This window comes from Pelomonas parva (assembly GCF_043555835.1).
Taxonomy (GTDB): Bacteria; Pseudomonadota; Gammaproteobacteria; order Burkholderiales; family Burkholderiaceae_C; genus Pelomonas; species Pelomonas parva.
Genome location: NZ_JBIGHV010000007.1, coordinates 19,058 through 38,443 on the forward strand (window position 1 = coordinate 19,058; position 19,386 = coordinate 38,443).

Consider the following 19,386-nt stretch of genomic DNA (forward strand, 5'->3'; position numbering starts at 1 on the left):
CATGGCGCCGTCGCAAGGCGGCATGCGGCGCTCGGCGCTGACGCTGCTGGCCGGCAGTGCGCTGGCTCAAGTCCTGCCGCTGCTGCTGGGTCCCTGGATCGCCCGGCTCTACACGCCGGCCGAGTACGGGCAGTTCTCGCTGGTCTGGACGGTGGCCAGCAACCTGGCTGTCGTTGGCTGCGCGCGCTACGAGTTCGCGCTCGCGCTGGAGACCGGCGACAAGGGCGCTGCGGCGCTGCTGGCCCTGTGCCTGCGCCTGTTGTTGGCCATGACGGCGATGGCCGTCCTCGTTGGTGTCGCCTGGATGATCTGGGCCGACCTGTCCCTCGCTGCCGCCTTGCCGCTGATCGTGCTGGCCGCATCCGCCAGCCAGGCGCTGGGGCAGTGGGCCGCGCGCGCCGGTCAGTTCGCGACATTGGCCTGGGGTCGTGTCGTGCAATGGGGCGGGGGCGCGCTGGCGCAGGTGGGTTTCGGGTTGCTGCAGGCCGGGCCCTGGGGCCTGATCGGCGGTGCGACGTTGGCGACCGCCGCTGCCGCCGCGCTGCAGGCTCGGCCGACGCCGGCGGGCGGCTGGCGCGGCCTGCTCGACTCGCAGCCTTTGCGCGAGATGGCGCACAAGCACCGCGACTTCCCGCTGCTGAACACGCCGCACGCCTTCGCCGGCGCGCTGCAGGACACGCTGGCCATCGCGATGCTGGCCGCCTGGTTGGGCAGCCCGGAGGCGGGCGCCTGGGCGCTGGCGCTGCGCTACCTGAAGGCGCCGGCATCACTGGTCGGTGGGTCGCTGTCCCAGGTGCTCTATCCGCGCCTGACGCAGGCCGGCAGCTTCGCCGAAGCGCGGGCGCTGGTGAGGCGAAGCATGCTGCTGCTGGCAGGCATTGCCTTGCCGCTGATGCTGGCGCTGCTGGCGCTGGGGCCCTGGTTGTTCGAGCTTGTCTTCGGCCCCGAGTGGCGCGGCGCCGGCGAGCTGGCGCGGTCGCTGGCGCCCTACATCGCGCTGCATTTCATCGCCTCGCCGCTGTCCGTCGTGCTGATGGCCTGGGGCGCGCAGGCCTGGGGGCTCAAGCTGGCGCTCGTGGGGCAGGTGCTGTTCGTCGCCGGCCTGGCGGCGGGCCTGCACCTGGGCGGCCTGGCTGGCGCCGGTTGGGGCGTGTCTGCGGCGATGCTGCTCTACTTCGGCTACTTTTTCTGGGCGCTGCTGCAGTGGGCGCCCGCAACCAGGGAGATGACGTGAAGGCAAGCCTGGCAAGGCGAGCATGGCAGCCGGTGAAGCGGCTCGTCTCGCGGCTTTGGGGGCCACGCATGGTGGGCGGCCTGGTGCGAGGGGACGGTGAGTTCCTGCCGCACACGCGAGTCAGCAACAGCGCGGTGGTGTTCGCGCCCGAGCAACTCGACGTCGGCGACCACGTCTTCATCGGCCACTTCAGCGTGCTCGATGCCACCTACGGTTTGCGCATCGGCGAGGGTTGCCAGATCGGCTTCTTCACCGGCGTATTCACGCATTCCAGCCATGCTGCCATCCGCCTGTACGGCCGCGAGTATGTGAAGGTGCCGCACAAGCAGGCGTACTACACCGCGAGCGTCGACATCGGCCCCTACAGCTTCGTGGGCGCACACGCGACACTGCTGCCGGGTACCCGCCTGGGCAAGGGCAGCCTCGTGTCAGCCTACAGCCTGGTGCAAGGTGAATTCCCCGACTTCGCCATCGTGGCCGGTCAGCCGGCCAAACAGGTCGGTGATACGCGCCACAAGGACGCGCAGCTGCTGCGCCAGCACCCCGAGCTGGCCGCGCACTACCAAGCCTGGGCAGGGTGCGAACCATGAGTCTGAGCGGGGGGCTCAAGCTCGTCCTCATCGGCGACGGCGAAAGCCCGCACCTGCTCAAGTGGGCGCGCGCGCTGCAGCCACGCGTGCAGCTGCACGCCATCTCGTCGCGCGGCTTCCTGCCCGAGTTCCTGCAACTGCTGCCCGATGCGCGCCGGCTGGCCTTGAACACCTCCCCGGACCATGGCGGCGGCAATGTCGCGCTGATCAAGCAGCTGCCGAAGATCGGCGCCTGGCTGGCCGACACCGACGCCGACTGGCTGCATGCCCACTACCTGACCTCGCACGGCTCGCTGGCGTGGGCCGCCAAGCTGGGCTGGCGGCTGCGCGCGCAGATCGCCGGCTCCGCCTGGGGCAGTGACATCCTCGTCACGCCCAACCAGGGCGGCGCCTGGCGCTGGATGACGAAGAAGGTGCTGCGCTCCTGCGCCGTCACGACCTCCGATTCGCTGCACATGACCGAGCGCATGCGCGAGCTGGGCGCGGGCGAGGTCATGACCTTCCCCTTCGGCCTGGAGGCCATGCCCAAGGCGAATGCGAAGAAGCAGCCCTGGCTGTGCTTTGCCAACCGGGGCCTGGAGCCGATCTACCGGCCCGAGCGCGTCATCGACGCGTTCGTGCGCATCGCGGCGGCACAGCCCGAGGCGCGGCTGGTCGTCGCCAACGACGGCTCGCTGCGCGCCGCGCTGGAGGCGGAGGTCGCGTCACGCGGTCTGGCAGAGCAGGTCACGTTCACCGGCCGGCTGGACGCGCAGACGCAGGCCGCGCACTACGCCCGCGCGACCTGGTTCCTGAGCCTGCCCGAGAGCGATTCTGTCTCCGTCTCCGTGCTGGAGGCCATGGCCCATGGCTGCGTGCCGCTGCTGTCCGAGCTGCCCGCCAACCGAGAAGTGATCGGCGATTCGGCGCGAGGCCTGATCGTGAATTCGTTCGACGACCTGCCAGCCCGCATGACCGCGTTGGACACGGCCCGGCTGGCTGCCATCAACCGCGACTGGGTGGCCGCCAACGGCCTGTTCGAGCCACATGTGCAGCGCTTCCTGACCCGCCTGAAAGAGCTGACCCCGGCATGAGGATTTTGCTGGTCAACCACTACGCTGGCTCGCCGCGCCACGGCATGGAGTTCCGCCCCTACTACCTGGCCCGCGAGTGGGTGAGGGCGGGGCACGAGGTCACCATCGTTGCGGCCAGCCATTCGCATGTGCGCGCCGTGCAGCCCGAGATGGCGGGCGAGCCGCGCGAGGAGGTCATCGACGGCATCCGCTACCGCTGGCTGCCGGTGCCGGTCTACCAGGGCAATGGCATCGGGCGGCTGCGCAACATCTTCTCGTTTCTGCGCCAGCTGCGCGCCGACGCCAACCGGCTGGTGCGCGAGCTCAGCCCCGACGCCGTCATCGCGTCCAGCACCTACCCAATGGACATCTGGGTCGCCAGGAAGCTCGCGCGGCTGGCCAAGGCCATGTTGGTCTACGAGGTGCACGACCTCTGGCCGCTGTCGCTGATCGAGCTGTCCGGCATGTCGCCGCGCCATCCGTTCGCCATGCTCTGTGGCAAGGCCGAGGCCGATGGCTACCGCGACGCCGACCTGGTGGTCTCCATGCTGCCCTGCGTGCATGAGCACATGGCCTCGCGGGGCCTGGATCTGACCAAGCTGCATATCGTGCCCAACGGCTTTGCGCCGGAGGAGTGGCAGGGCCAGTCGGCACCGCTTGACGTCGCGTTGTCAGCACATCTGGCTGCTGAGCGCGCCGCCGGCCGCGTCGTCGTCGGCTATGCCGGCTCCATGGGCCTGCCCAATGCGCTGGACGTTCTGCTGGATGCCGCCGCGCACATGAAGGATGCGCAGCTGAGCTTCGTGCTGGTCGGCAGCGGTCACGAGGCTGCGCGACTGACCGAGCGTGTGACAGCCGAAGGGCTGACAAACGTGCGCTTCTTCCCACCCATTCCCAAGGCGCAGATCCCGACGCTGCTCAGCCACTTCGACATCGCCTACATCGGCTGGCAGCGCACGCCCATCTACCGCTTCGGCATCGCGCCCAACAAGCTCATCGACTACCTGATGGCGGGCCGCGCGGTACTGCATTCGGTCGATGCCGGCAACGACCCGGTGGCCGAAGCGGGCGCCGGGCTGACGGTCGCGCCCGAGGACGCGGAAGCGGTGGCTCGGGGGTTGTTGAAGCTGGCCGCCCTGTCGCCCGACGAGCGCACTGCGATGGGCCAACGCGGCCGCGCCTTCGCGATGGCCCACCACGCCTACCCCGTGCTGGCGGCGCGCTTCATCGATGCGCTGACGTGAGCGAACTGGACGCCATCGCCGAACGCTACGCCCGCCGAGGCACCGGCGACCGCTACAGCCTGCTGCGCCCGGAGGTCTGGCAGATGTGGCAGGAACGCCAGCGCGAGCTGCTCAAGCTGTTGGCCCAGCGCCCAGGCCATCCCGCCGACTGGCATGCCACCGAGGTTGGCTGCGGCGCCGGCGGCAACCTGCTGGAGCTGCTGCACCTGGGGCTGCAACCTGCCCATCTGACCGGCATCGAACTGCTGCCTGAGCGCCTCAGCGCCGCGAGGGCAACGCTGCCGGAACGCGTGCGCCTGCTGGCCGGTGATGCTTCAACCGCCGACATCCCGGATGCCAGCCAGGACCTGGTGCTGCAATCCACCGTCTTCTCGTCCATCCTCGACGACCAATTGCAGCAGCGCGTGGCCGACGCGATGTGGCGCTGGCTCAAGCCCGGTGGCGCGGTCGTCTGGTACGACTTCACCGTCGACAACCCGCGCAACCCGGACGTGCGCGGCGTGCCGCTGAAGCGGGTGCGCCAGCTCTTTCCGCAGGCGCGCTTCACCGCCCGCCGCGTGACGCTCGCGCCGCCGTTGGCGCGTGCATTTCCGCTTGCCTATCCGTTCTTCAATCTCGTGCCGTGGCTACGCACTCACCGCTTGATCCTGATCCAGCGTTAACATCAACGCATCACTGCATCAGATGTTTTGTCATGCGCACCACGCTCGATATCGACGACGACTTGCTGGCCGCTTCCAAGGAACTTGCTCGTCACGAAGGCACGACGGCCGGCGCCGTGGTGTCTCGACTGCTGCGTCAGGCCCTGACGGCGCGTGCTGTTGCGGACGACGCGCCGCGCTATTCGGTGCCCGGATTCCGTCCGTTCGCCGCCAAGCCGGGTGCGGTGGTGACCAACGACATCCTCAACCGGCTGCGCGATGAGGAAGGCGTTTGACGTTGCGCGCACTTCTCGACGTCAACGTCCTCCTTGCCCTGCAGGACCAAGCCCACGTCCACCATGACACCGCCATGCGTTGGCTGGCCGGCCATTTGGACGGTGGCTGGGCATCTTGCCCGTTGACTCAGAACGGCTGCCTGCGCATCCTCAGCCGCCCCGGTCATCCGAACGCGCAGACGCCCAATGCCGTGCGCGAGCGCCTGGCCGAGGCCACCAGCCACGAGATGCACCGCTTCTACGCCGACGATTTCAGCCTGCTGGACCCTGGCGTGCTGAGCTGGAGCCACATCACCGGCTCCCGCCAGCTCACCGACGCCTATCTGCTCGCGCTGGCTGTGCGCCACGGCCTGCGCCTGGTCACCTTCGACCGTGGCATTCCGCTGCATGCGGTACCCGGTGCGCGGCCCGAGCATCTCGTCACCCTGGTCTCATGACGGTGCTCACCGCCTCGCGGCGATAGCCAAGCCCCGATGACCGAAAATCCCACCCGATGAGTTCCCAGCCCTTCCTCCCTTTTGCCTTGCCCGATATCGGCGACGACGAGATCGCCGAGGTCGTCGACACGCTGAAATCCGGCTGGATCACGACCGGTCCAAAGGCCAAGCGCTTCGAGCAGGCCTTCGCCGAGTTCCTGGGCGACCCGCAGATTGAATGCATCGCCGTCAACTCCGCCACGGCCGGCCTGCACCTGGCACTGGAGGCCATCGGCATCGGCCCAGGCGATGAGGTCATCACGACCACCCACACCTTCACGGCCACGGCCGAGGTCGTGCGTTACCTTGGCGCCGATGTGAAGCTGGTCGACATCGACCCGGCGACGCTGAACATCGACATCGCCGCCATCGAGGCCGCCATCACGCCTGCTACCCGCGCCATCATGCCGGTGCACTATGCAGGCCTGGCCGTGGACATGATCGCGTTGCTGGACATCGCCCGCCGCCACGGCCTGCGCGTCATCGAGGACGCCGCGCATGCGCTGCCGACGACGCTGGAGAAGGAACTCATCGGCACGCTGGGCAGTGACGCCACGGTGTTCAGCTTCTATGCCAACAAGACGATGACGACGGGCGAGGGCGGCATGCTGGTCACGCGCAACCCCGAGCTGGCAAAACGCGCCCGCATCATGCGGCTGCACGGCATGAGTCGCGACGCCTTCGACCGCTTCACGGCCAAGGTGCCGAGCTGGTACTACGAGATCGTGGCGCCCGGCTTCAAGTACAACCTGACCGACATCGCTGCCGCGATGGGCCTGCACCAGCTCAAGCGCCTGCCAGCCTTCCAAGCACGCCGCGAGCAGATCGCCGAGCGTTTCAACGCCGCGTTCGCTGATCTGCCTCTGCTTCTGCCGCCATGTGCTCCGGAAGGAGATACGCATGCCTGGCACCTCTACGTGGTGCGCATGGCCGACGAGGCGGCGATCACCCGCGATGCCTTCATTGAAGGCATGTTCGCCGCAGGCATTGGCTGCAGCGTGCATTACGTGCCGCTGCACCTGCATCCCTACTGGCGCGACCGTTACGGCCTGACGCCCGAGCAGTTCCCCCAGTCGCAGAAGGCCTTTGAGCGCACGGTCAGCCTGCCGCTGTACACGGCGATGAGCGACGCCGATGTCGAACGCGTCATCGCCGCCGTGCGCGGCCTGCTCGCCTGAGCCGACCTTGGCCAAGCGCTTGTTCGACGTGATCTGCTCAGGGCTGGGCCTGCTGCTGCTGTCCCCGTTGCTGCTGGCTGCGGCGGTGTGGGTCAAGCTCGACTCGCCGGGGCCGGCGCTGTTCCGCCAGACCCGCGTGGGCCGTTTCGGCGTGCCGTTCACCATCCACAAGTTCCGTACCATGCAGGTGGGGCAGGGCGCCCAGATCACCGTCGGCGCCGACCCGCGCATCACGCGCGCCGGTCGCTTGCTGCGCTCCACCAAGCTCGACGAACTGCCGCAGTTGTGGGACGTGCTGCGCGGCGCGATGAGCCTCGTTGGCCCGCGCCCCGAGGTGCCCCGCTACGTGGCGCTGTACCCGACCGAGCTCCGCGACATCGTGCTGTCGGTGCGGCCGGGTATCACTGACCCGGCCTCGCTGCGCTTTCGCAACGAGAGTGAACTGCTCGCAAAAGCCGCCGACCCCGAGCGTGAGTACGTGGAGGTCGTGCTGCCCACCAAGCTGCGGCTGGCGGCTGACTACGTGCGCAGCGCCAGCCTGATGGGCGATGTGCGGCTGATCCTGGCCACGCTTGGCGCGCTGAAGAACTGAGAGCCTGACGATGAACTGGTTGTCCCTGGATGCCTGGCTGACGCGCCTCCGTCCGCACCGAGAAGCGCTGGCGCTTGCGCTGGACATGGTGGCTGTGGCCGTCGCCTGGCAGGCCACCTACCTGTTCCGCCTGGGCTTCGAGCGGTGGTTCAGCGCTCGGCCCGATTACGACCAGTGGGTGCTGCTGGGCGTTGTCGCCGTCTACGCGTTGCTGTTGAAGTTGCTGAAGGTGCCCAAGGGCATGTGGCGTTTCAGCGGCTTCGGCGAAATCAAGCGTCTGGCCGTTGTCTGCGCGGCCGCCGGCCTGATCGTGTCCGTCGTCGTGCTGATGGCCCAGCTGACCAAGGTGCCGCGTGCGGTGCTGGCGCTGCATCCGGTCTTCACGCTGATGGCGCTGGCCATGATGCGCATGGGCTACCGCATGCTGTACGAGCACATGCGCAGCCGCATCAGCGGCAGCGCGCAGGAGCAGCGGCGGGCGCTGGTGATGGGGGCTGGCGACGCAGGCCGGCTGCTGGTGGCGGGCATCCAGCATAGCCAGGGCTGGGTGGTGGTGGGCTTCCTCGACGACGCGCCGGAGAAACGCGGCGCGCGCGTCGCGGGGGTGCCGGTGATCGGCGTGCTCGAGGACGCGACGCGGCAGGCGGATCTGCACGGCATCACGCATGTGATCGTGGCGATGCCGGCGGCGACGACGGCGCAGCGCCGCCGCGCGCTGGACCTGGCAGGCAAGACCGGCTTGGCGGTACTGACGGTGCCAAGCAGCGAGGAACTGCTGGCGGGGCGCACGGTCAACCAGGTGCGCGACATCGAGCCGGAGGACCTGCTGGGGCGCGAGCCGGTCGAGCTCGACGAGGGCGGCATCAGCGAATGCCTGGGCGGCAAGGTGGTGCTGATCACCGGGGCGGGCGGGTCGATCGGCTCGGAGTTGTGCCGCCAGGTGGCACGCTACGGCCCGTCAAAGATCGTGTTGTACGAACTCAGCGAGTTCGCGCTGTACACCATTGAACAGGAGCTGGGTGAGAAGTTTCCGCACATCCCGCTCGTTCGGTTGATCGGCGACGTGAAGGATCTGGAGCACCTCCGCTACGTCTTCGGCAAGTACAAGCCGCAGATCGTGTTCCACGCGGCGGCGTACAAGCATGTGCCGTTGATGGAAGAGGAGAACGCGTGGGCGGCGTTGAGGAACAACACGCTGGGGACATATCACGCGTGCCTAGCGGCAGCGGAACATGGTGTCGAGCGCTTCGTGATGATCTCGACGGACAAGGCCGTCAATCCGACCAACGTCATGGGGGCGACCAAGCGTGCCGCCGAGCTCGTCATCAGTCACATGGCCAGTCAAGGCCATGCGACGAAATTCATGGCGGTGCGCTTCGGCAATGTGCTTGGCTCTAGCGGCAGCGTCATTCCAAAGTTCAAGGAACAGATCGCGAAGGGTGGGCCGGTGACGGTGACCCACCCCGACATCATTCGCTACTTTATGACCATCCCAGAGGCGGCGCGGCTAGTCGTGCAGGCTGCGGCCATTGGTGCGACGGGCCAAGTGCTAGTGCTGGACATGGGCGATCCTGTGAAGATTGTTGACCTCGCCCGCACGATGATTCGCATGGCCGGCCATGGCGAGCAAGACATCGTCACTCGGTTCACAGGCCTGCGGCCGGGCGAGAAACTCTACGAGGAACTGATCGCCGACGCCGACACGACTCTGCCGACGAAGGTGGCCAGGGTGCGCATCGCCACCCTCGGCGCGGCGCCGTCCGACGGTGCGCTGCTCGACTGGGTGACGAGCGTGATCGACAACCGCCACTGGAAGCGGGAGATCGTAGTTGCCGGGCTCAGGCGCTGGGTGACCGAGTACGGAAAACCACCGTCCCGCCAGGCGGACGGCGAAGAGGCGGCAAGGGCCGCTCCATGACAGGTCCCGAGGCACGCAAGGCACTGTGTTATCGCCTGGGCGCGGCGGCCGTCCTGGCGGTGGTCGCCGCCATGGGCCTCGTCGCCTCTACCGGGCCGGGACGCGCTTGGCTGCACCGTGTCGACAGCGGGTGGTTGGGCGAACGTGCGATGGACAGCTTGGCGCGCCTGCGCTCGGCGGAAGACTGGTCGGGCGCCCAACCGCTGCGGCCCGGACAGGACTACACGTGGCTAAAAGCCGGGGCAGCACCGCTGCGCATCGCCCACGCGCTGGGCGACGCCGGGCTGCCGACGGCCAACACGCTGGGGGCGATGCGCGCGGCGTACCAGGCCGGCCTGCGCGTCTTCGAGGTGGACCTGGTGCTGGAGGGCGGCGAACTGCACTGTCAGCACGACCCGGGGCCACAGCCCGGCATCGCACGCGACGGTTGCACCTTCGGTGCGCTACTGGGGGTGCTGCCGGCGGATGCGTGGCTCGTGCTCGACCTCAAGACGGATTTCTCCGGCACCGGGCAGCAGGTCGTGGAGCGCCTGAAGGCACACGCAGACGCACGGCGCGTGGTGTTCCAGCTGTACCGGCCGGAAGACTTTGCACGCTTCAACGGCTGGCAGCGGGAGATCGCCTTGCCCGGGCCCATCGTGACAGCCTACTTGGCCCACCGTCGTGTCGACCACGTGGCCTTCCATGTAGCACGCAGCGGCGTGCGCGCCTTCACCCTGCCGCTCCAGCGCCTGCCGGCACTGCATGAGCGGCCTGCCGGCATGGCGGTGCTGGTCCATCCCGTCCATGACTGCGGTGCCTGGGCGTCCGCGGGCGCCGCGCAGGTCGATGGGCTCTACACGCGGGCATCGCTGCGGTGCGGCTCCCCACTCGCCGCCGGAGCGTCATGAGCTTCGGCCGCCTCCGCCCCAAGTCGCTCACTGCGCCCCTCGACCGCCGGCAGCGCTGGCCTTTCGCCTTGCGCTTCGCCGTGGTGCTGGTGGCGCTACATGCGCCGTCCTGGCTCGCCGCCCTAGTGCTCCAGGCGCCGATGGCGGAAGAACGCCCGTTGCTCAACCTCGACCTTCTCGTGGCCGCGTCGATCGCCTGCCTGTCGACGGGCGCTGGTGGCGTCGCCCTGCTGCTGGCCTGGGCCGCCGACTTCATTCGGGCCGCCGCCAAAAACTACCACTTCATGTCCGCGATGGACTTCGTGGATGCGATGCGCTTCGTCGACATGCTAAACCTGGGCAGCTTCGTGTCCCTGCCCATGCTGGCCATCGTGGTCGGCCTGGCGCTGTGCGCCTGTGTCGTGCTCGGTCAGGCGCGGCGCATGCCGCTCCTCGTCCTGCCCTTGTGGGTGACCATCGTGGGCGCGGCGGGCTTCGATGTCGCCAACGGGTCGTTCCATATCTTCGGCCTCGACAAGGACAGCCGCATCGTCAAGATGAACTTCGCCGGCAGCCCGGCCTGGAACGTGTGGCGCGCCGAACAACGCAACCCCTTGGCCTCGGGTGCGCTCGTCCCGATGCAGGACCCGGTGTCCTTCACGGCCCAGCGCGAATGGACACTGGCGCATCCGGGCCAGACCTCCATGCTGGTTCTGGTCGAATCGATGGGACTACCGAAGGCCCCGGAAGTGCTCGACTGGCTGCGCGGCAGGCTCTTCACGCAGCGGCTGTCGACCCGTTGGACTGTGCGTCAATCGGACGAGGCGTTCCGGGGTACCACGACCTCCGGCGAACTCCGGGCGCTGTGCGGCCTGCAAGGGCACTACTCGCGCCTCGACGACACGCTTGCGGCGCGCTGCCTGCCGCAAATGCTCGCCGGCCAGGGTACGACCAGCATCGGGATCCATGGGTTCGGCCTGCGCATGTTCGACCGCAACCAATGGTGGCCACGCATCGGGCTCGCGCCCTGGCAGTGGCCCGGGCGGCCGCAGGCGCAGCTGCCGATGAGCTGCAACCAAGCCTTCCCCGGGGTCTGCGATGCCGCAGTGCTGGACTTGGCGGTGGCCCAGGCCCAGCAGCCTGCGCGCTTTGTCTATGCGCTGACACTGGACACGCACCTGCCGCTCGACCAGGACCACGCGAGCCCGCTACCAGCCGACCTCAAGGCGCGCTGCGCGGCCTCCGGCACGCCGGAAGAGGCCTGCCACCTAGTGCGGCAGTTGGGCGACGTGCTGGGCACGCTGAGCCAGTCGCTGGTCGGCTCGCGTGCGACGCCGTTCGTGGTGGTGGTGGGCGACCATGCACCGCCCTTCGGCGAAGCGGCCAACCGACAGGCCTTCGTGGCGGACCGGGTGCCGATCTTCGTGCTGACGCCCCTGGATGCCGGGAAGCGTTGATGGGCGCCGCAGCGGCGGCTCAGGCGGCCAGCACGCGGCGATAGACCTCTAGGGTCTGTTCGACCATACGGTCGGCGGTGAAGTGGATGTCGAAGCGACGCCGGCCGGCATCGCCCATGCGCCGTGCCAGCGCGGGATCGGCGACCAACTGGCGCAGGGCAGTGGCCAGCGAGGCGGGATCGTTCACCTCGGCGTTGATCCCTGTCTCGCCATCGGCGTTGACCCAGGGCACGCCGGAGCCGGCGATGCGCGTGGCGACGATAGGCAGCCCTGCCTGCATCGCTTCGAGCAGCACCATGCCGAAGGCCTCTGCGCGGTTGGTGGAGGGCAGGCAGAACACGCTGGCTTCCGCCATGTGGGCGGCTACCTCCAGGTCGGACAGCCGCCCGGTGAAGACCACCCGCTGTTCCAGCCCGAGTTCGCGTACTCGCTGCCGGTGCGTGTCGAGCAGTTCGCCGCCGCCGCCCACGAGCACCAGGGTGTCCGGGTCCAGCGAACGGGCCGCGTCAATCAAGATTTCGAAGCCCTTGTAGGTCGCCATGCGCCCGATCGAGAAGACGATCGGGCGCGCGCCATGTCGCCGCCGCAGCGCGGCACGCGCCTCGGCCAGCCCGGTGGTGGCCTGGTGCAGGCGTTCGGCACGGATGCCGAGCGGGACCACGTGTACCTTGTGCCGGTGCGCCGCCAGCCAGGGCGATGCCTCGGCGTAGGGCAGCGAGGTGGCGATGATGGCGTCCGCCCGGCGCAGCATCGAGGCCTGTAGCGGCTCGTACAGCTTGATGGCGCGCGCCTGGTTGATGATGTCGCTGTGCCAGTGCAGCACGACCTTGCCGGTGGGGCGTGCCAGTTGCAGGGCCACGTTGGCCATCGGGTTGGGCAGGTGGACGTGCACGATCTCGTGCTGCCTGCGTACCTTGGCCAGTTCGCTGACCAGCGCTGGCGACAGCGAGGTCGACAGTAGCTTGGCGTAGGACCCGGTGCGGGTCACCGCCACCGGGCCGTAGTGATCGCGCACGGTGCGGAGGCTGGTGTTTGCGCAGAGCACGTCGGTGGGGTGCCCACGCGCCACCAGGCCTTCCGCGAGTTCGTAGGTGGCGGTCTCGATGCCGCCGAACACCGGCGGGTAGAACTTGGTCAGCTGGAGTGTCTTCATGATGGCGTGCGGCGCGAAGAGAGGCCCTGCTCGATGGCGTCGCTGGCCTTTGTGCACCAGGCTTGCGATGTGATGAGGTGGGTCTGGGTCCAGGCCACGCTGCGGCGGCTGAGCGACGCGCAGGCGGCTTCGTCGGACAGCAACCGGGCGACTTCGGCCGCGAACCGCTCGGCTCCGTCGGCCACGCAGGCTGCCGGCTCGGCACCCGTGTCCTGGATGCCTTCCATGCCGCATGAAGTGGTGAGCAGAGGTAGGCCGGCCGCCATCGCGGTGACATTTTTGATCTTCACACCGGCGCCGCTGAGGATCGGCGCGACGAACAGCTTGGCGCTGGCGAGCATGCCGCTCAGGTCGGGAACAAAGCCGTGGCCGACGACACGTCCTTCACGCTGGTAGCGCTCGCTGCCGGCCCCGACGAGATGCAGGCGACACGATACAGGCAGCATGTCCATGACCTGCGAGAGGAACCACTCTATGCCTTCCTTGTTGGGCGGCCAGTTGAAGTTCGACACGCACAGCAGGTCGACTGGGCGCGACTGCCATTCGTACGGCACGGCGGGCTTGGCGAACTGCAACGGGTCTTCCAGCAGGGGCGGCAGCCATGACTTCCAACGGCTGCAGGTGTCGGCGGCGTGTTCGGTCGACGAAATGTGCAGGGTTGCCATGGCGGCGCGGGCGATGCGGTCCTCGAAACGCGCGATGCGTTGCCGCTCGATGCGCGCCAGCAGGTTGACGGGCTTTACGAGCTGGTGTTCGGCGTTGTGCTTGCGCACGATATAGGGAATGTCGAGCGCCTCGAAGATCTCGTGGTCATACGCCGAATAGTCGTGGTTGCACCAGACCAGGTCGAAGCCGGCGTAGAACGTGGCTGGCCGGTGCAGGACGCGGTAGGACGCAAGCTTCAGCGACTTGCCGCCGAGGACCTCGAGCGCCAGCCGCGAATAGGAGAGCTGGTGGCGCCGCACCGGCAGGGGCGCGCCGAACAGCGTGTGGACCTCGGCCATGGACTGCAGGGCGTTCAGCTCCGAACGGGTGACGACGCCTCCCCCGTGCTGTTCGGTCGCCGGGTCATAGGTGTTGATGAAGAGGATCTTCATGCCGGCTGTGGAGCCGGCAGCGCAGGCTGCGCCGGTCGCGCCGGGGCCCGCTGCCGCCGGCCGTCGTCCGACCTGCGTGGGTACCAGCGGACCAGGATGGCCAGGACAAGGAAGCAGGAGATCGACTCGTGGCCGCTGGTCGACATGGCCGACAGCAGCGTGTAAACGATTGCCGCCTTGGCACGCGGATCGGCGAGGTAGCAGCGCCGTGTCAGGCGCCATAGCATCAGGATGAACGGCAGGCCGAAGATCAGCGTGAAGTCCATCAGCGTGGACTTGGTCGACACGTTGTTCAGCTCCTCGACGATGTCGACCACCTCGGTCAGCACCAGCGGCACGCGATCGCCGAGCCAACCCATGGACCACCCGCCGAAGGTCTGGATGGCGCCGTAGAAGCCGTAGTAGCCATACCCCAGCGGATTGCAGACGGCGCCGGCGAACGTGGCCAGGAACAAGGTGCTGCGGGTCGAGGCTGAGGTGAAGTTCTCGATGTCGATGAGCACCACGTCGACCTGGCGCAGGAGCAGCCACGAGAAAAGCGGCAGCAGCAGGATGAATGCCGGCAGCAGCTTGCGAGTCATGCCCACGGTGACCGCCGCGGCCAGCACGCTGATGGCGGCACCCTTGGAATCGAGGCCGGTGAGCAGCAAGGTCAACAGCACGATGAACACGGCCAGGCGCCGGGCGTTGTAGCGACGGTTCGCTTCGTACAGCAGGAACAGGGCGATCAGGCAGCGCCCTACCATGGTCGCGAAGTGCGAGTTCTCCTGCATGAAGGCGCGTGGGCGCAAGATCTCGTAGGTGGCGTACTCGCCGCCAAAGATCACCTCATTCAGGGCGGGCGGAAGAATGCCCCTGAGAACGTCGCCGAGTAGGTAGCCTATGCCGCAGATGACCAGCGCCGCGGTGAGGCCGTTCATCAGGTGGCGCTTGCGCAGGTGAGGAACGCATATCAGCGGGCTCAGCCAGACCATGCTCAGGATCAGCAAGGTAAAGGTCTTGGCGAGGTAGGACGAGTTCAGGCCAAAGAAAAGTACCGAGGGCACGGAGACCAGCAGGCCCCAGGCGATGAGGCGGCGCGCGTCACGCGCCTCTGCGTTACGCAGGCGCCTGAGGGGCAGCAGCACCAGGAGACTGATGGCGATCAGCAGTACCCCCGGCGAGGCTGCGAGGTAACCCAGGAACGAGGGCTGGTAAACCGCGCCGAAGGCGGTCAGCGCCAGACCGGTCGTGTACAAGCGCGAGAAGCCCGCCGTGTCGCGGTATCTCCTGCCGCCAGGGTACGGCTGCGATCTGAGCGCTGCAGGCGGCGAGGCGGTTGTCATGGTGTCGGCTTGCGTTCGGCGTCCGGCACGAGGAAGGACTGGTTGAACGGCGACGCCAGTCGTTCCAGCAGTCGCAGGATGCGTTCATAGCGGCTCACGCCGATGACCAGCATGAGCCTGCGCATCAAGCCTTCTGCGAACCTGGCCTGCACTTCCTGCCGCGCCTTGACTACCCTCGCGGCGCCGCCACCGCCGGCATGCGGTCTCGGCAACAGGCGCAGGTGATCGAGGCGACGGTAGAAGTCGCTGTCGCTGCAGAACAGTGCGGCCGAGTCGGCCTGCAGCGTTCCAAGCGCGACGAGACGGCGGACCACCTTCGGGATGTCTCGCCCGTTGTCAAAGCGGGCGAACGAGTACGGGATCTTCTTCAGCTTTGCGTGGTCGTTGTCCTTGAGCCGCTGCCGGTAGTCGTCGCACAGGCCGCGCAGCTCGGGCCGGCTTGCCAGGGTCTGGTCGCAGGGGTACTTGGTGATCAGATCGCGTTCTTCAGCTGTGGGCTCGAACACGAAGCCGCTGAAGTGACAGAAGATCAGTGGCTGGTCACCGACGAAGTAGCGGTTGCCGTCGAAGCGCACAGTGCGCTCGTGCAGGTTCCAGTAGGCGACGTTCAGGCCGGAATGGCGCACCGGCTGGACACCGTCGAAGAACATGGACGCGAGGTCCATGAATTTCTGGTCGACGAAGAATCCTTCCGTCGGCGCGTGGAAGCCGCGGCTGAGGCAACGGTCTTCCCACCAGCGCAGCATTCGCACGGACTCGTCGGAGCGCCGCACTGCGGCGAAACCTAGGTTGTAGCCGCCGTAGCGCAGCAGGTCTTGCTCCCAGGGGCAGTCGAGGCCGTCGCGCGGGACAATCGTGTGCGGGGTGAGCACGACGTTGGCGCTGTCTAGTCCTGCCCAGACCGGCGCCAGGCTGTCATACAGGACAGTGTCGGGATCCATGTAGATACAGCGCTCGTGCGACTTCAGCAATTGCAGAAAGGCGCTCGGCTTGACGTTTGTGTTGAGCTCCAGGACATCGAAGATGAAGGCCTTGCGTTCGAAGTCGGCGATCGGCAGCTCCTCGGCCCAGACGATCTCCGCCAGGTCGGTGTCCAGCGGCGGCAGCTCAGACTTCCTGTCGACGACGACGATGTAGCGCTTCGCGTCCGGTTCATGGGCACGCACGCTTTGCATTAGCGTGCGTGCCTGGCCGAGATAGTTGCGGGAGCAGATGGTGAAAAGGGCCGCGTCCATTGGCAGAAGGTAAAAGCGCTCTGGCTGTGAAGAGGAATTAGGAGCGCCCGCGCAGCGATGCGGCGCCCGGGGCTGTCTTGATGATTCGGGCGGGTGCGCCGCCCACTACTGCCCTGGGAGGCACGTCCCGAGTGACCACGGCGTTGGCTCCGACAATTGCGCCTTCGCCGATGCGGACCCCGGGCATGATGGCCGCGCCCTCGCCGATCCAGGCGTTGCGCTCGATGATAACTGGCCCCTTCGAGTGCAAGGGCCGCAGGACCGGCCGCATGTCCAGAGTCGATCCGTCGGTGTTGCCGTGGGCGTGGTCCGAGATGTAGACCCGGCTCGCGAGCATTACACCATCGTGCAATTCGACACGGTCGACGACGCCGATGTGGCAGTCGTTCTCCATGGACACGTTCGCGCCGATCCAGAGCAGGGGATGGAATCGCTCGCCGCCATAGCGGTGGTAGAGCTCGATGCGGCAACGGATACCTAGCGTGAGCCGGCCGTGCAGGCGCACGCCACGCAGCCCGAGGAACTGGCCATGCGGGCCGATGAAGACCGGATTCCGTTCGGCGCTTCCGCTGCGCAGATTCCAGAAGACGCCGCGCGTCCAGGCGAACGCGACCCGCGCTCGGCGGCACAGGCCGTCGACGATCCATTCGCCGCGTTGCCCGGCCTGCCTCAGGCGGGCTCGGATCGCCAGCCGCCATGCCAGGGCCTTACCCAGCCCCTGCAGCAGGCGGCGGGCCAGGTTTGAGGCTAGGGGGCTTCCGGTCAGCACGGTGCGGTACAGCGACTTCGTCAGGCCGAGGTCCTTGCCCTTATCGAGGAACTCGGGTGGCAGCGACTCCAGCTTGAAGTCGCCGAGGTGCGCGAAGCGCACCGTGTAGAGCAGGCGCGGCAGGTTGGACAGCGCATTGCTCTGCTTGATGATGTGCCCTAGCGTCGAGCGCGGCCCGAAGGCGGCATCGACGAGGCGCGGCAGGTTGACGCCGAAGACCTGAGTCAGCGAATAACCGCCGCTGTTGTTGCCCGTCGCCATGATCACCGGGCCGTTGCTGACGAGGAACCGGCTGCCGTGGCGCAGCAGCAGGAACACCCAGTGCAGCTGGGCGAGCGTAGTGCCGCGGAACTCCGCGCTGGGGCCTGCCGGCGCGAGGCGCCGATAGCGCGCGAGGTCGAAGACCACCGACGAGATAAAGGTCAGCCAGTAGTTCGTGCGGCAAGTGAACTCGAAGACATCGATCGGCTCGGACGGGATGCTCGTGTCCGCTTCCGGGATGCGGGCCTCGAAGGCGTTCGGGAACCAGGCACTGTGGAGGTAGAGCAGGTCCGGCTGCACCCGCGACAGCGCCTCGAGCACGCTCGGCAGGGTGCCGGGCACTGGAACGTCGTCGTCGCCGAGCAGCCAGCAGTAGCGGGTCTCGACCATTGCCAGCGTCTCGGTGAAGTTCCCATCCATGCCGATGTTGACCGGGCGCCGCAGGTAGCGGAACTCGCAGCCTTGCGCCTGGAGCGTGGCCATGGCCGCGGCCGTGTCGTCCGTGGAGGCGTTGTCGCTGACGACGATGTCCACCAACTCGCGGCAGGCGCTAACCTGGGCCCACAGTGCCGACACGAGCTGCCGCACGTACTCGCAGCGGTTGTACGTGGGGATGGCGATGGTGAGGAGCTTGGTCATGTTGCGACGGGGTTGGGGGGCCGGCTCATTGTGCGGGCCTCGCGTAGCGCCTGAACAGCAGCAGTGTCCAGGGCAGCGTGACCAGCAGCGTGATGCCGGTGTAAGCGGCCGACATCTCCAGCAGCCCAAGCTTTGAGCCCTGCCAGGCCGCCACGGTGATGAGCGCTGCGGAACACACCGAGACGGGCAGCATCGGCTCCGTGCGGTGGGCGCGCATGTAGGCCGCCGCCGAGAAGACCACGCAGTTGGCGGTGCAGGCGAGCGCGAGTAGCGCCAGGACGGGAAGCGGCGCGATGCGCTCCACCTGCGTGACGCCGAGCGCCCGCAGCGAGGGCACCACGACGAGGATGGCGGCCGCACCGGCCACGGTGAAAACCAGCGAGCGCGACAGCACGCCGCGGAAGAGCCGGTCGAGCGCCTCGCGTTCGTGGCGTGCGATGTGCGTCGCCATAGCCGGGGTGCGTGCGTAGACCCAGCTCGTGCCGACGGTGGCCAATGCGTTGAAGACTGCCATTGCGAGCCCAAAGCGGCCGGCTTCGGCAGCGCCGCGTTGCGCGAACACCATCGGCGTCATGAGGTAGAAGATGAAGTAGCCGCTCAGTGCGCTCAGCGCGATGCGCCACTGGAAGGGCAAAAGGTCGCGACGCCAGTTCAACGCGTTCGCCGGATCGATCTGTTGGTCGAGCAGCGTCCTGCCCAGGGTGTCGGTGGTCCGCAGCCAGTGGCCGGTCAGCACCGTAATCGCCACGGGGACGAGGCAGGCCGCCCAAAGCCCGGCCCCGAGCATCAGTGCGGTCCACATGCCGAGGTGGCCGACGACCGACTGGATGAGCCGCAGGCGGGCCACCTGCCCGATGCGGCCGCAACCTTCCATGAAGGCCAGGGCCGGCGTGTAGGTCAGGTTCACCGCGGTGGACAGGCAGAGAATGCACCAGGCCCCCAGCCACTCCCCGGCCGGCAGGGCACCCTTGTGCTCGAGGAAGAGCGCGCCGGCCCCACCCGCTAGCACGGCGAAGAGCGCGGCCGCGAAGCGGTACCAGCGGCGCAGCAGCTTCACGAGCGACGCCAGCCGGTCGCGGCGCGCGGCGTCGCCCTGCAGTTGCCCGTTCTCGTCGATGCGCAGGTGCGCCATCTCGTGGCTGACCGATTGCAGCACCACCTGGCCGAGGCCGAGCTCGAACAGGATCTGCAGGCCGGTGAGGCTCGCGATGGTGTAGTAGTAGCCCTGTTCGATCGGCGGCAGGAAGAACGGCACCAGCAGCACCGTCAGGCCTCCGGCGAGGATCGACCAGCCGCGCGACATCAGCGTCGCAAGGACGTGGAAGTCGACGCCCGCGAACCTGCGCAGACGCGCGAACAT

The 19,386-nt window shown here is 67.8% G+C and carries 17 protein-coding genes and 2 pseudogenes; 12 read left to right on the forward strand and 7 right to left on the reverse strand.

Annotated elements, in window-relative coordinates:
- Position 1: 1 nt before the first annotated feature.
- Genes ACG00Y_RS18515 through ACG00Y_RS18570 form a run of 12 tightly spaced genes read left to right on the forward strand, consistent with a single transcriptional unit; the run spans position 2 to position 11,547 of the window.
- Positions 2-1,234 (forward strand): lipopolysaccharide biosynthesis protein, encoded by a 1,233-nt coding sequence (locus tag ACG00Y_RS18515; protein ID WP_394481378.1) that lies wholly within the window; start codon positions 2-4, stop codon positions 1,232-1,234.
- A complete protein-coding gene (locus ACG00Y_RS18520; RefSeq protein ID WP_394481380.1) occupies positions 1,231-1,824 on the forward strand; it encodes an acyltransferase in 594 nt (197 codons plus the stop codon). The genes ACG00Y_RS18515 and ACG00Y_RS18520 overlap by 4 nt, the downstream gene beginning before the upstream one ends.
- Positions 1,821-2,897, forward strand: coding sequence for a glycosyltransferase (locus ACG00Y_RS18525; RefSeq protein WP_394481382.1), 1,077 nt, complete (start codon positions 1,821-1,823; stop codon positions 2,895-2,897). Before ACG00Y_RS18520 ends, ACG00Y_RS18525 begins: the two co-directional genes overlap by 4 nt.
- Positions 2,894-4,120, forward strand: a complete 1,227-nt coding sequence (locus tag ACG00Y_RS18530; protein ID WP_394481384.1) for a glycosyltransferase family 4 protein — start codon at positions 2,894-2,896, stop codon at positions 4,118-4,120. The genes ACG00Y_RS18525 and ACG00Y_RS18530 overlap by 4 nt, the downstream gene beginning before the upstream one ends.
- The gene (locus tag ACG00Y_RS18535) at positions 4,117-4,782 is read left to right on the forward strand and encodes a class I SAM-dependent methyltransferase (RefSeq protein WP_394481386.1); all 666 of its coding nucleotides are present in this window, start codon (positions 4,117-4,119) and stop codon (positions 4,780-4,782) included. Before ACG00Y_RS18530 ends, ACG00Y_RS18535 begins: the two co-directional genes overlap by 4 nt.
- 32 nt (positions 4,783-4,814) lie before the next feature.
- Complete coding sequence (locus tag ACG00Y_RS18540; RefSeq protein ID WP_394481388.1) at positions 4,815-5,057, forward strand: hypothetical protein; 243 nt, start codon at positions 4,815-4,817, stop codon at positions 5,055-5,057.
- Positions 5,058-5,059: 2 nt separating this feature from the next.
- Complete coding sequence (locus ACG00Y_RS18545; RefSeq protein WP_394481390.1) at positions 5,060-5,494, forward strand: TA system VapC family ribonuclease toxin; 435 nt, start codon at positions 5,060-5,062, stop codon at positions 5,492-5,494.
- 56 nt (positions 5,495-5,550) lie between these two features.
- The gene (locus ACG00Y_RS18550) at positions 5,551-6,711 is read left to right on the forward strand and encodes a DegT/DnrJ/EryC1/StrS family aminotransferase (RefSeq protein ID WP_394481392.1); all 1,161 of its coding nucleotides are present in this window, start codon (positions 5,551-5,553) and stop codon (positions 6,709-6,711) included.
- 7 nt (positions 6,712-6,718) lie between these two features.
- Positions 6,719-7,303: a sugar transferase gene (locus ACG00Y_RS18555; protein ID WP_394481394.1), complete on the forward strand. Its 585-nt coding sequence runs from the start codon at positions 6,719-6,721 to the stop codon at positions 7,301-7,303.
- Between the two features lie 10 nt (positions 7,304-7,313).
- Positions 7,314-9,221: a polysaccharide biosynthesis protein gene (locus ACG00Y_RS18560; protein ID WP_394481396.1), complete on the forward strand. Its 1,908-nt coding sequence runs from the start codon at positions 7,314-7,316 to the stop codon at positions 9,219-9,221.
- The gene (locus ACG00Y_RS18565; protein WP_394481398.1) at positions 9,218-10,111 is read left to right on the forward strand and encodes a glycerophosphodiester phosphodiesterase; all 894 of its coding nucleotides are present in this window, start codon (positions 9,218-9,220) and stop codon (positions 10,109-10,111) included. The genes ACG00Y_RS18560 and ACG00Y_RS18565 overlap by 4 nt, the downstream gene beginning before the upstream one ends.
- A complete protein-coding gene (locus ACG00Y_RS18570) occupies positions 10,108-11,547 on the forward strand; it encodes a sulfatase-like hydrolase/transferase (RefSeq protein ID WP_394481400.1) in 1,440 nt (479 codons plus the stop codon). Before ACG00Y_RS18565 ends, ACG00Y_RS18570 begins: the two co-directional genes overlap by 4 nt.
- A gap of 19 nt (positions 11,548-11,566) precedes the next feature.
- Here the strand turns inward: ACG00Y_RS18570 and ACG00Y_RS18575 are convergent, their stop codons facing one another.
- The 7 genes and pseudogenes from ACG00Y_RS18575 to ACG00Y_RS18605 all read right to left on the reverse strand — a co-directional run bounded on the left by ACG00Y_RS18575 (position 11,567) and on the right by ACG00Y_RS18605 (position 19,386).
- Positions 11,567-12,700 (reverse strand): glycosyltransferase, encoded by a 1,134-nt coding sequence (locus ACG00Y_RS18575; protein WP_394481402.1) that lies wholly within the window; start codon positions 12,698-12,700, stop codon positions 11,567-11,569.
- On the reverse strand, positions 12,697-13,797 hold the full coding sequence (locus ACG00Y_RS18580; protein WP_394481404.1) for a glycosyltransferase: 1,101 nt from the start codon (positions 13,795-13,797) through the stop codon (positions 12,697-12,699). Before ACG00Y_RS18580 ends, ACG00Y_RS18575 begins: the two co-directional genes overlap by 4 nt.
- Complete coding sequence (locus tag ACG00Y_RS18585) at positions 13,794-15,122, reverse strand: hypothetical protein (protein ID WP_394481406.1); 1,329 nt, start codon at positions 15,120-15,122, stop codon at positions 13,794-13,796. The genes ACG00Y_RS18580 and ACG00Y_RS18585 overlap by 4 nt, the downstream gene beginning before the upstream one ends.
- Positions 15,119-16,357, reverse strand: coding sequence for a glycosyltransferase family protein (locus tag ACG00Y_RS18590; RefSeq protein WP_394481408.1), 1,239 nt, complete (start codon positions 16,355-16,357; stop codon positions 15,119-15,121). The genes ACG00Y_RS18585 and ACG00Y_RS18590 overlap by 4 nt, the downstream gene beginning before the upstream one ends.
- Positions 16,358-16,394: 37 nt before the next feature.
- A pseudogene (locus tag ACG00Y_RS18595) lies at positions 16,395-16,592 on the reverse strand (DapH/DapD/GlmU-related protein); the annotation flags it as partial.
- Between the two features lie 1,092 nt (positions 16,593-17,684).
- Positions 17,685-18,026, reverse strand: a pseudogene (locus ACG00Y_RS18600) (glycosyltransferase family 2 protein); the annotation flags it as partial.
- Between the two features lie 25 nt (positions 18,027-18,051).
- Positions 18,052-19,386 (reverse strand): lipopolysaccharide biosynthesis protein, encoded by a 1,335-nt coding sequence (locus ACG00Y_RS18605; RefSeq protein ID WP_394481410.1) that lies wholly within the window; start codon positions 19,384-19,386, stop codon positions 18,052-18,054.

Bases quoted from the DNA above. Each gene is read 5' to 3' on its own strand.
- ACG00Y_RS18550 (WP_394481392.1), top strand. From the start codon at position 5,551: ATGAGTTCCCAGCCCTTCCTCCCTTTTGCCTTGCCCGATATCGGCGAC.
- ACG00Y_RS18590 (WP_394481408.1), bottom strand. From the start codon at position 16,357: ATGGACGCGGCCCTTTTCACCATCTGCTCCCGCAACTATCTCGGCCAG.
- ACG00Y_RS18540 (WP_394481388.1), top strand. From the start codon at position 4,815: ATGCGCACCACGCTCGATATCGACGACGACTTGCTGGCCGCTTCCAAG.
- ACG00Y_RS18525 (WP_394481382.1), top strand. From the start codon at position 1,821: ATGAGTCTGAGCGGGGGGCTCAAGCTCGTCCTCATCGGCGACGGCGAA.
- ACG00Y_RS18605 (WP_394481410.1), bottom strand. From the start codon at position 19,386: ATGTTCGCGCGTCTGCGCAGGTTCGCGGGCGTCGACTTCCACGTCCTT.
- ACG00Y_RS18530 (WP_394481384.1), top strand. From the start codon at position 2,894: ATGAGGATTTTGCTGGTCAACCACTACGCTGGCTCGCCGCGCCACGGC.
- ACG00Y_RS18580 (WP_394481404.1), bottom strand. From the start codon at position 13,797: ATGAAGATCCTCTTCATCAACACCTATGACCCGGCGACCGAACAGCAC.
- ACG00Y_RS18575 (WP_394481402.1), bottom strand. From the start codon at position 12,700: ATGAAGACACTCCAGCTGACCAAGTTCTACCCGCCGGTGTTCGGCGGC.
- ACG00Y_RS18585 (WP_394481406.1), bottom strand. From the start codon at position 15,122: ATGACAACCGCCTCGCCGCCTGCAGCGCTCAGATCGCAGCCGTACCCT.
- ACG00Y_RS18565 (WP_394481398.1), top strand. From the start codon at position 9,218: ATGACAGGTCCCGAGGCACGCAAGGCACTGTGTTATCGCCTGGGCGCG.
- ACG00Y_RS18570 (WP_394481400.1), top strand. From the start codon at position 10,108: ATGAGCTTCGGCCGCCTCCGCCCCAAGTCGCTCACTGCGCCCCTCGAC.
- ACG00Y_RS18515 (WP_394481378.1), top strand. From the start codon at position 2: ATGGCGCCGTCGCAAGGCGGCATGCGGCGCTCGGCGCTGACGCTGCTG.
- ACG00Y_RS18560 (WP_394481396.1), top strand. From the start codon at position 7,314: ATGAACTGGTTGTCCCTGGATGCCTGGCTGACGCGCCTCCGTCCGCAC.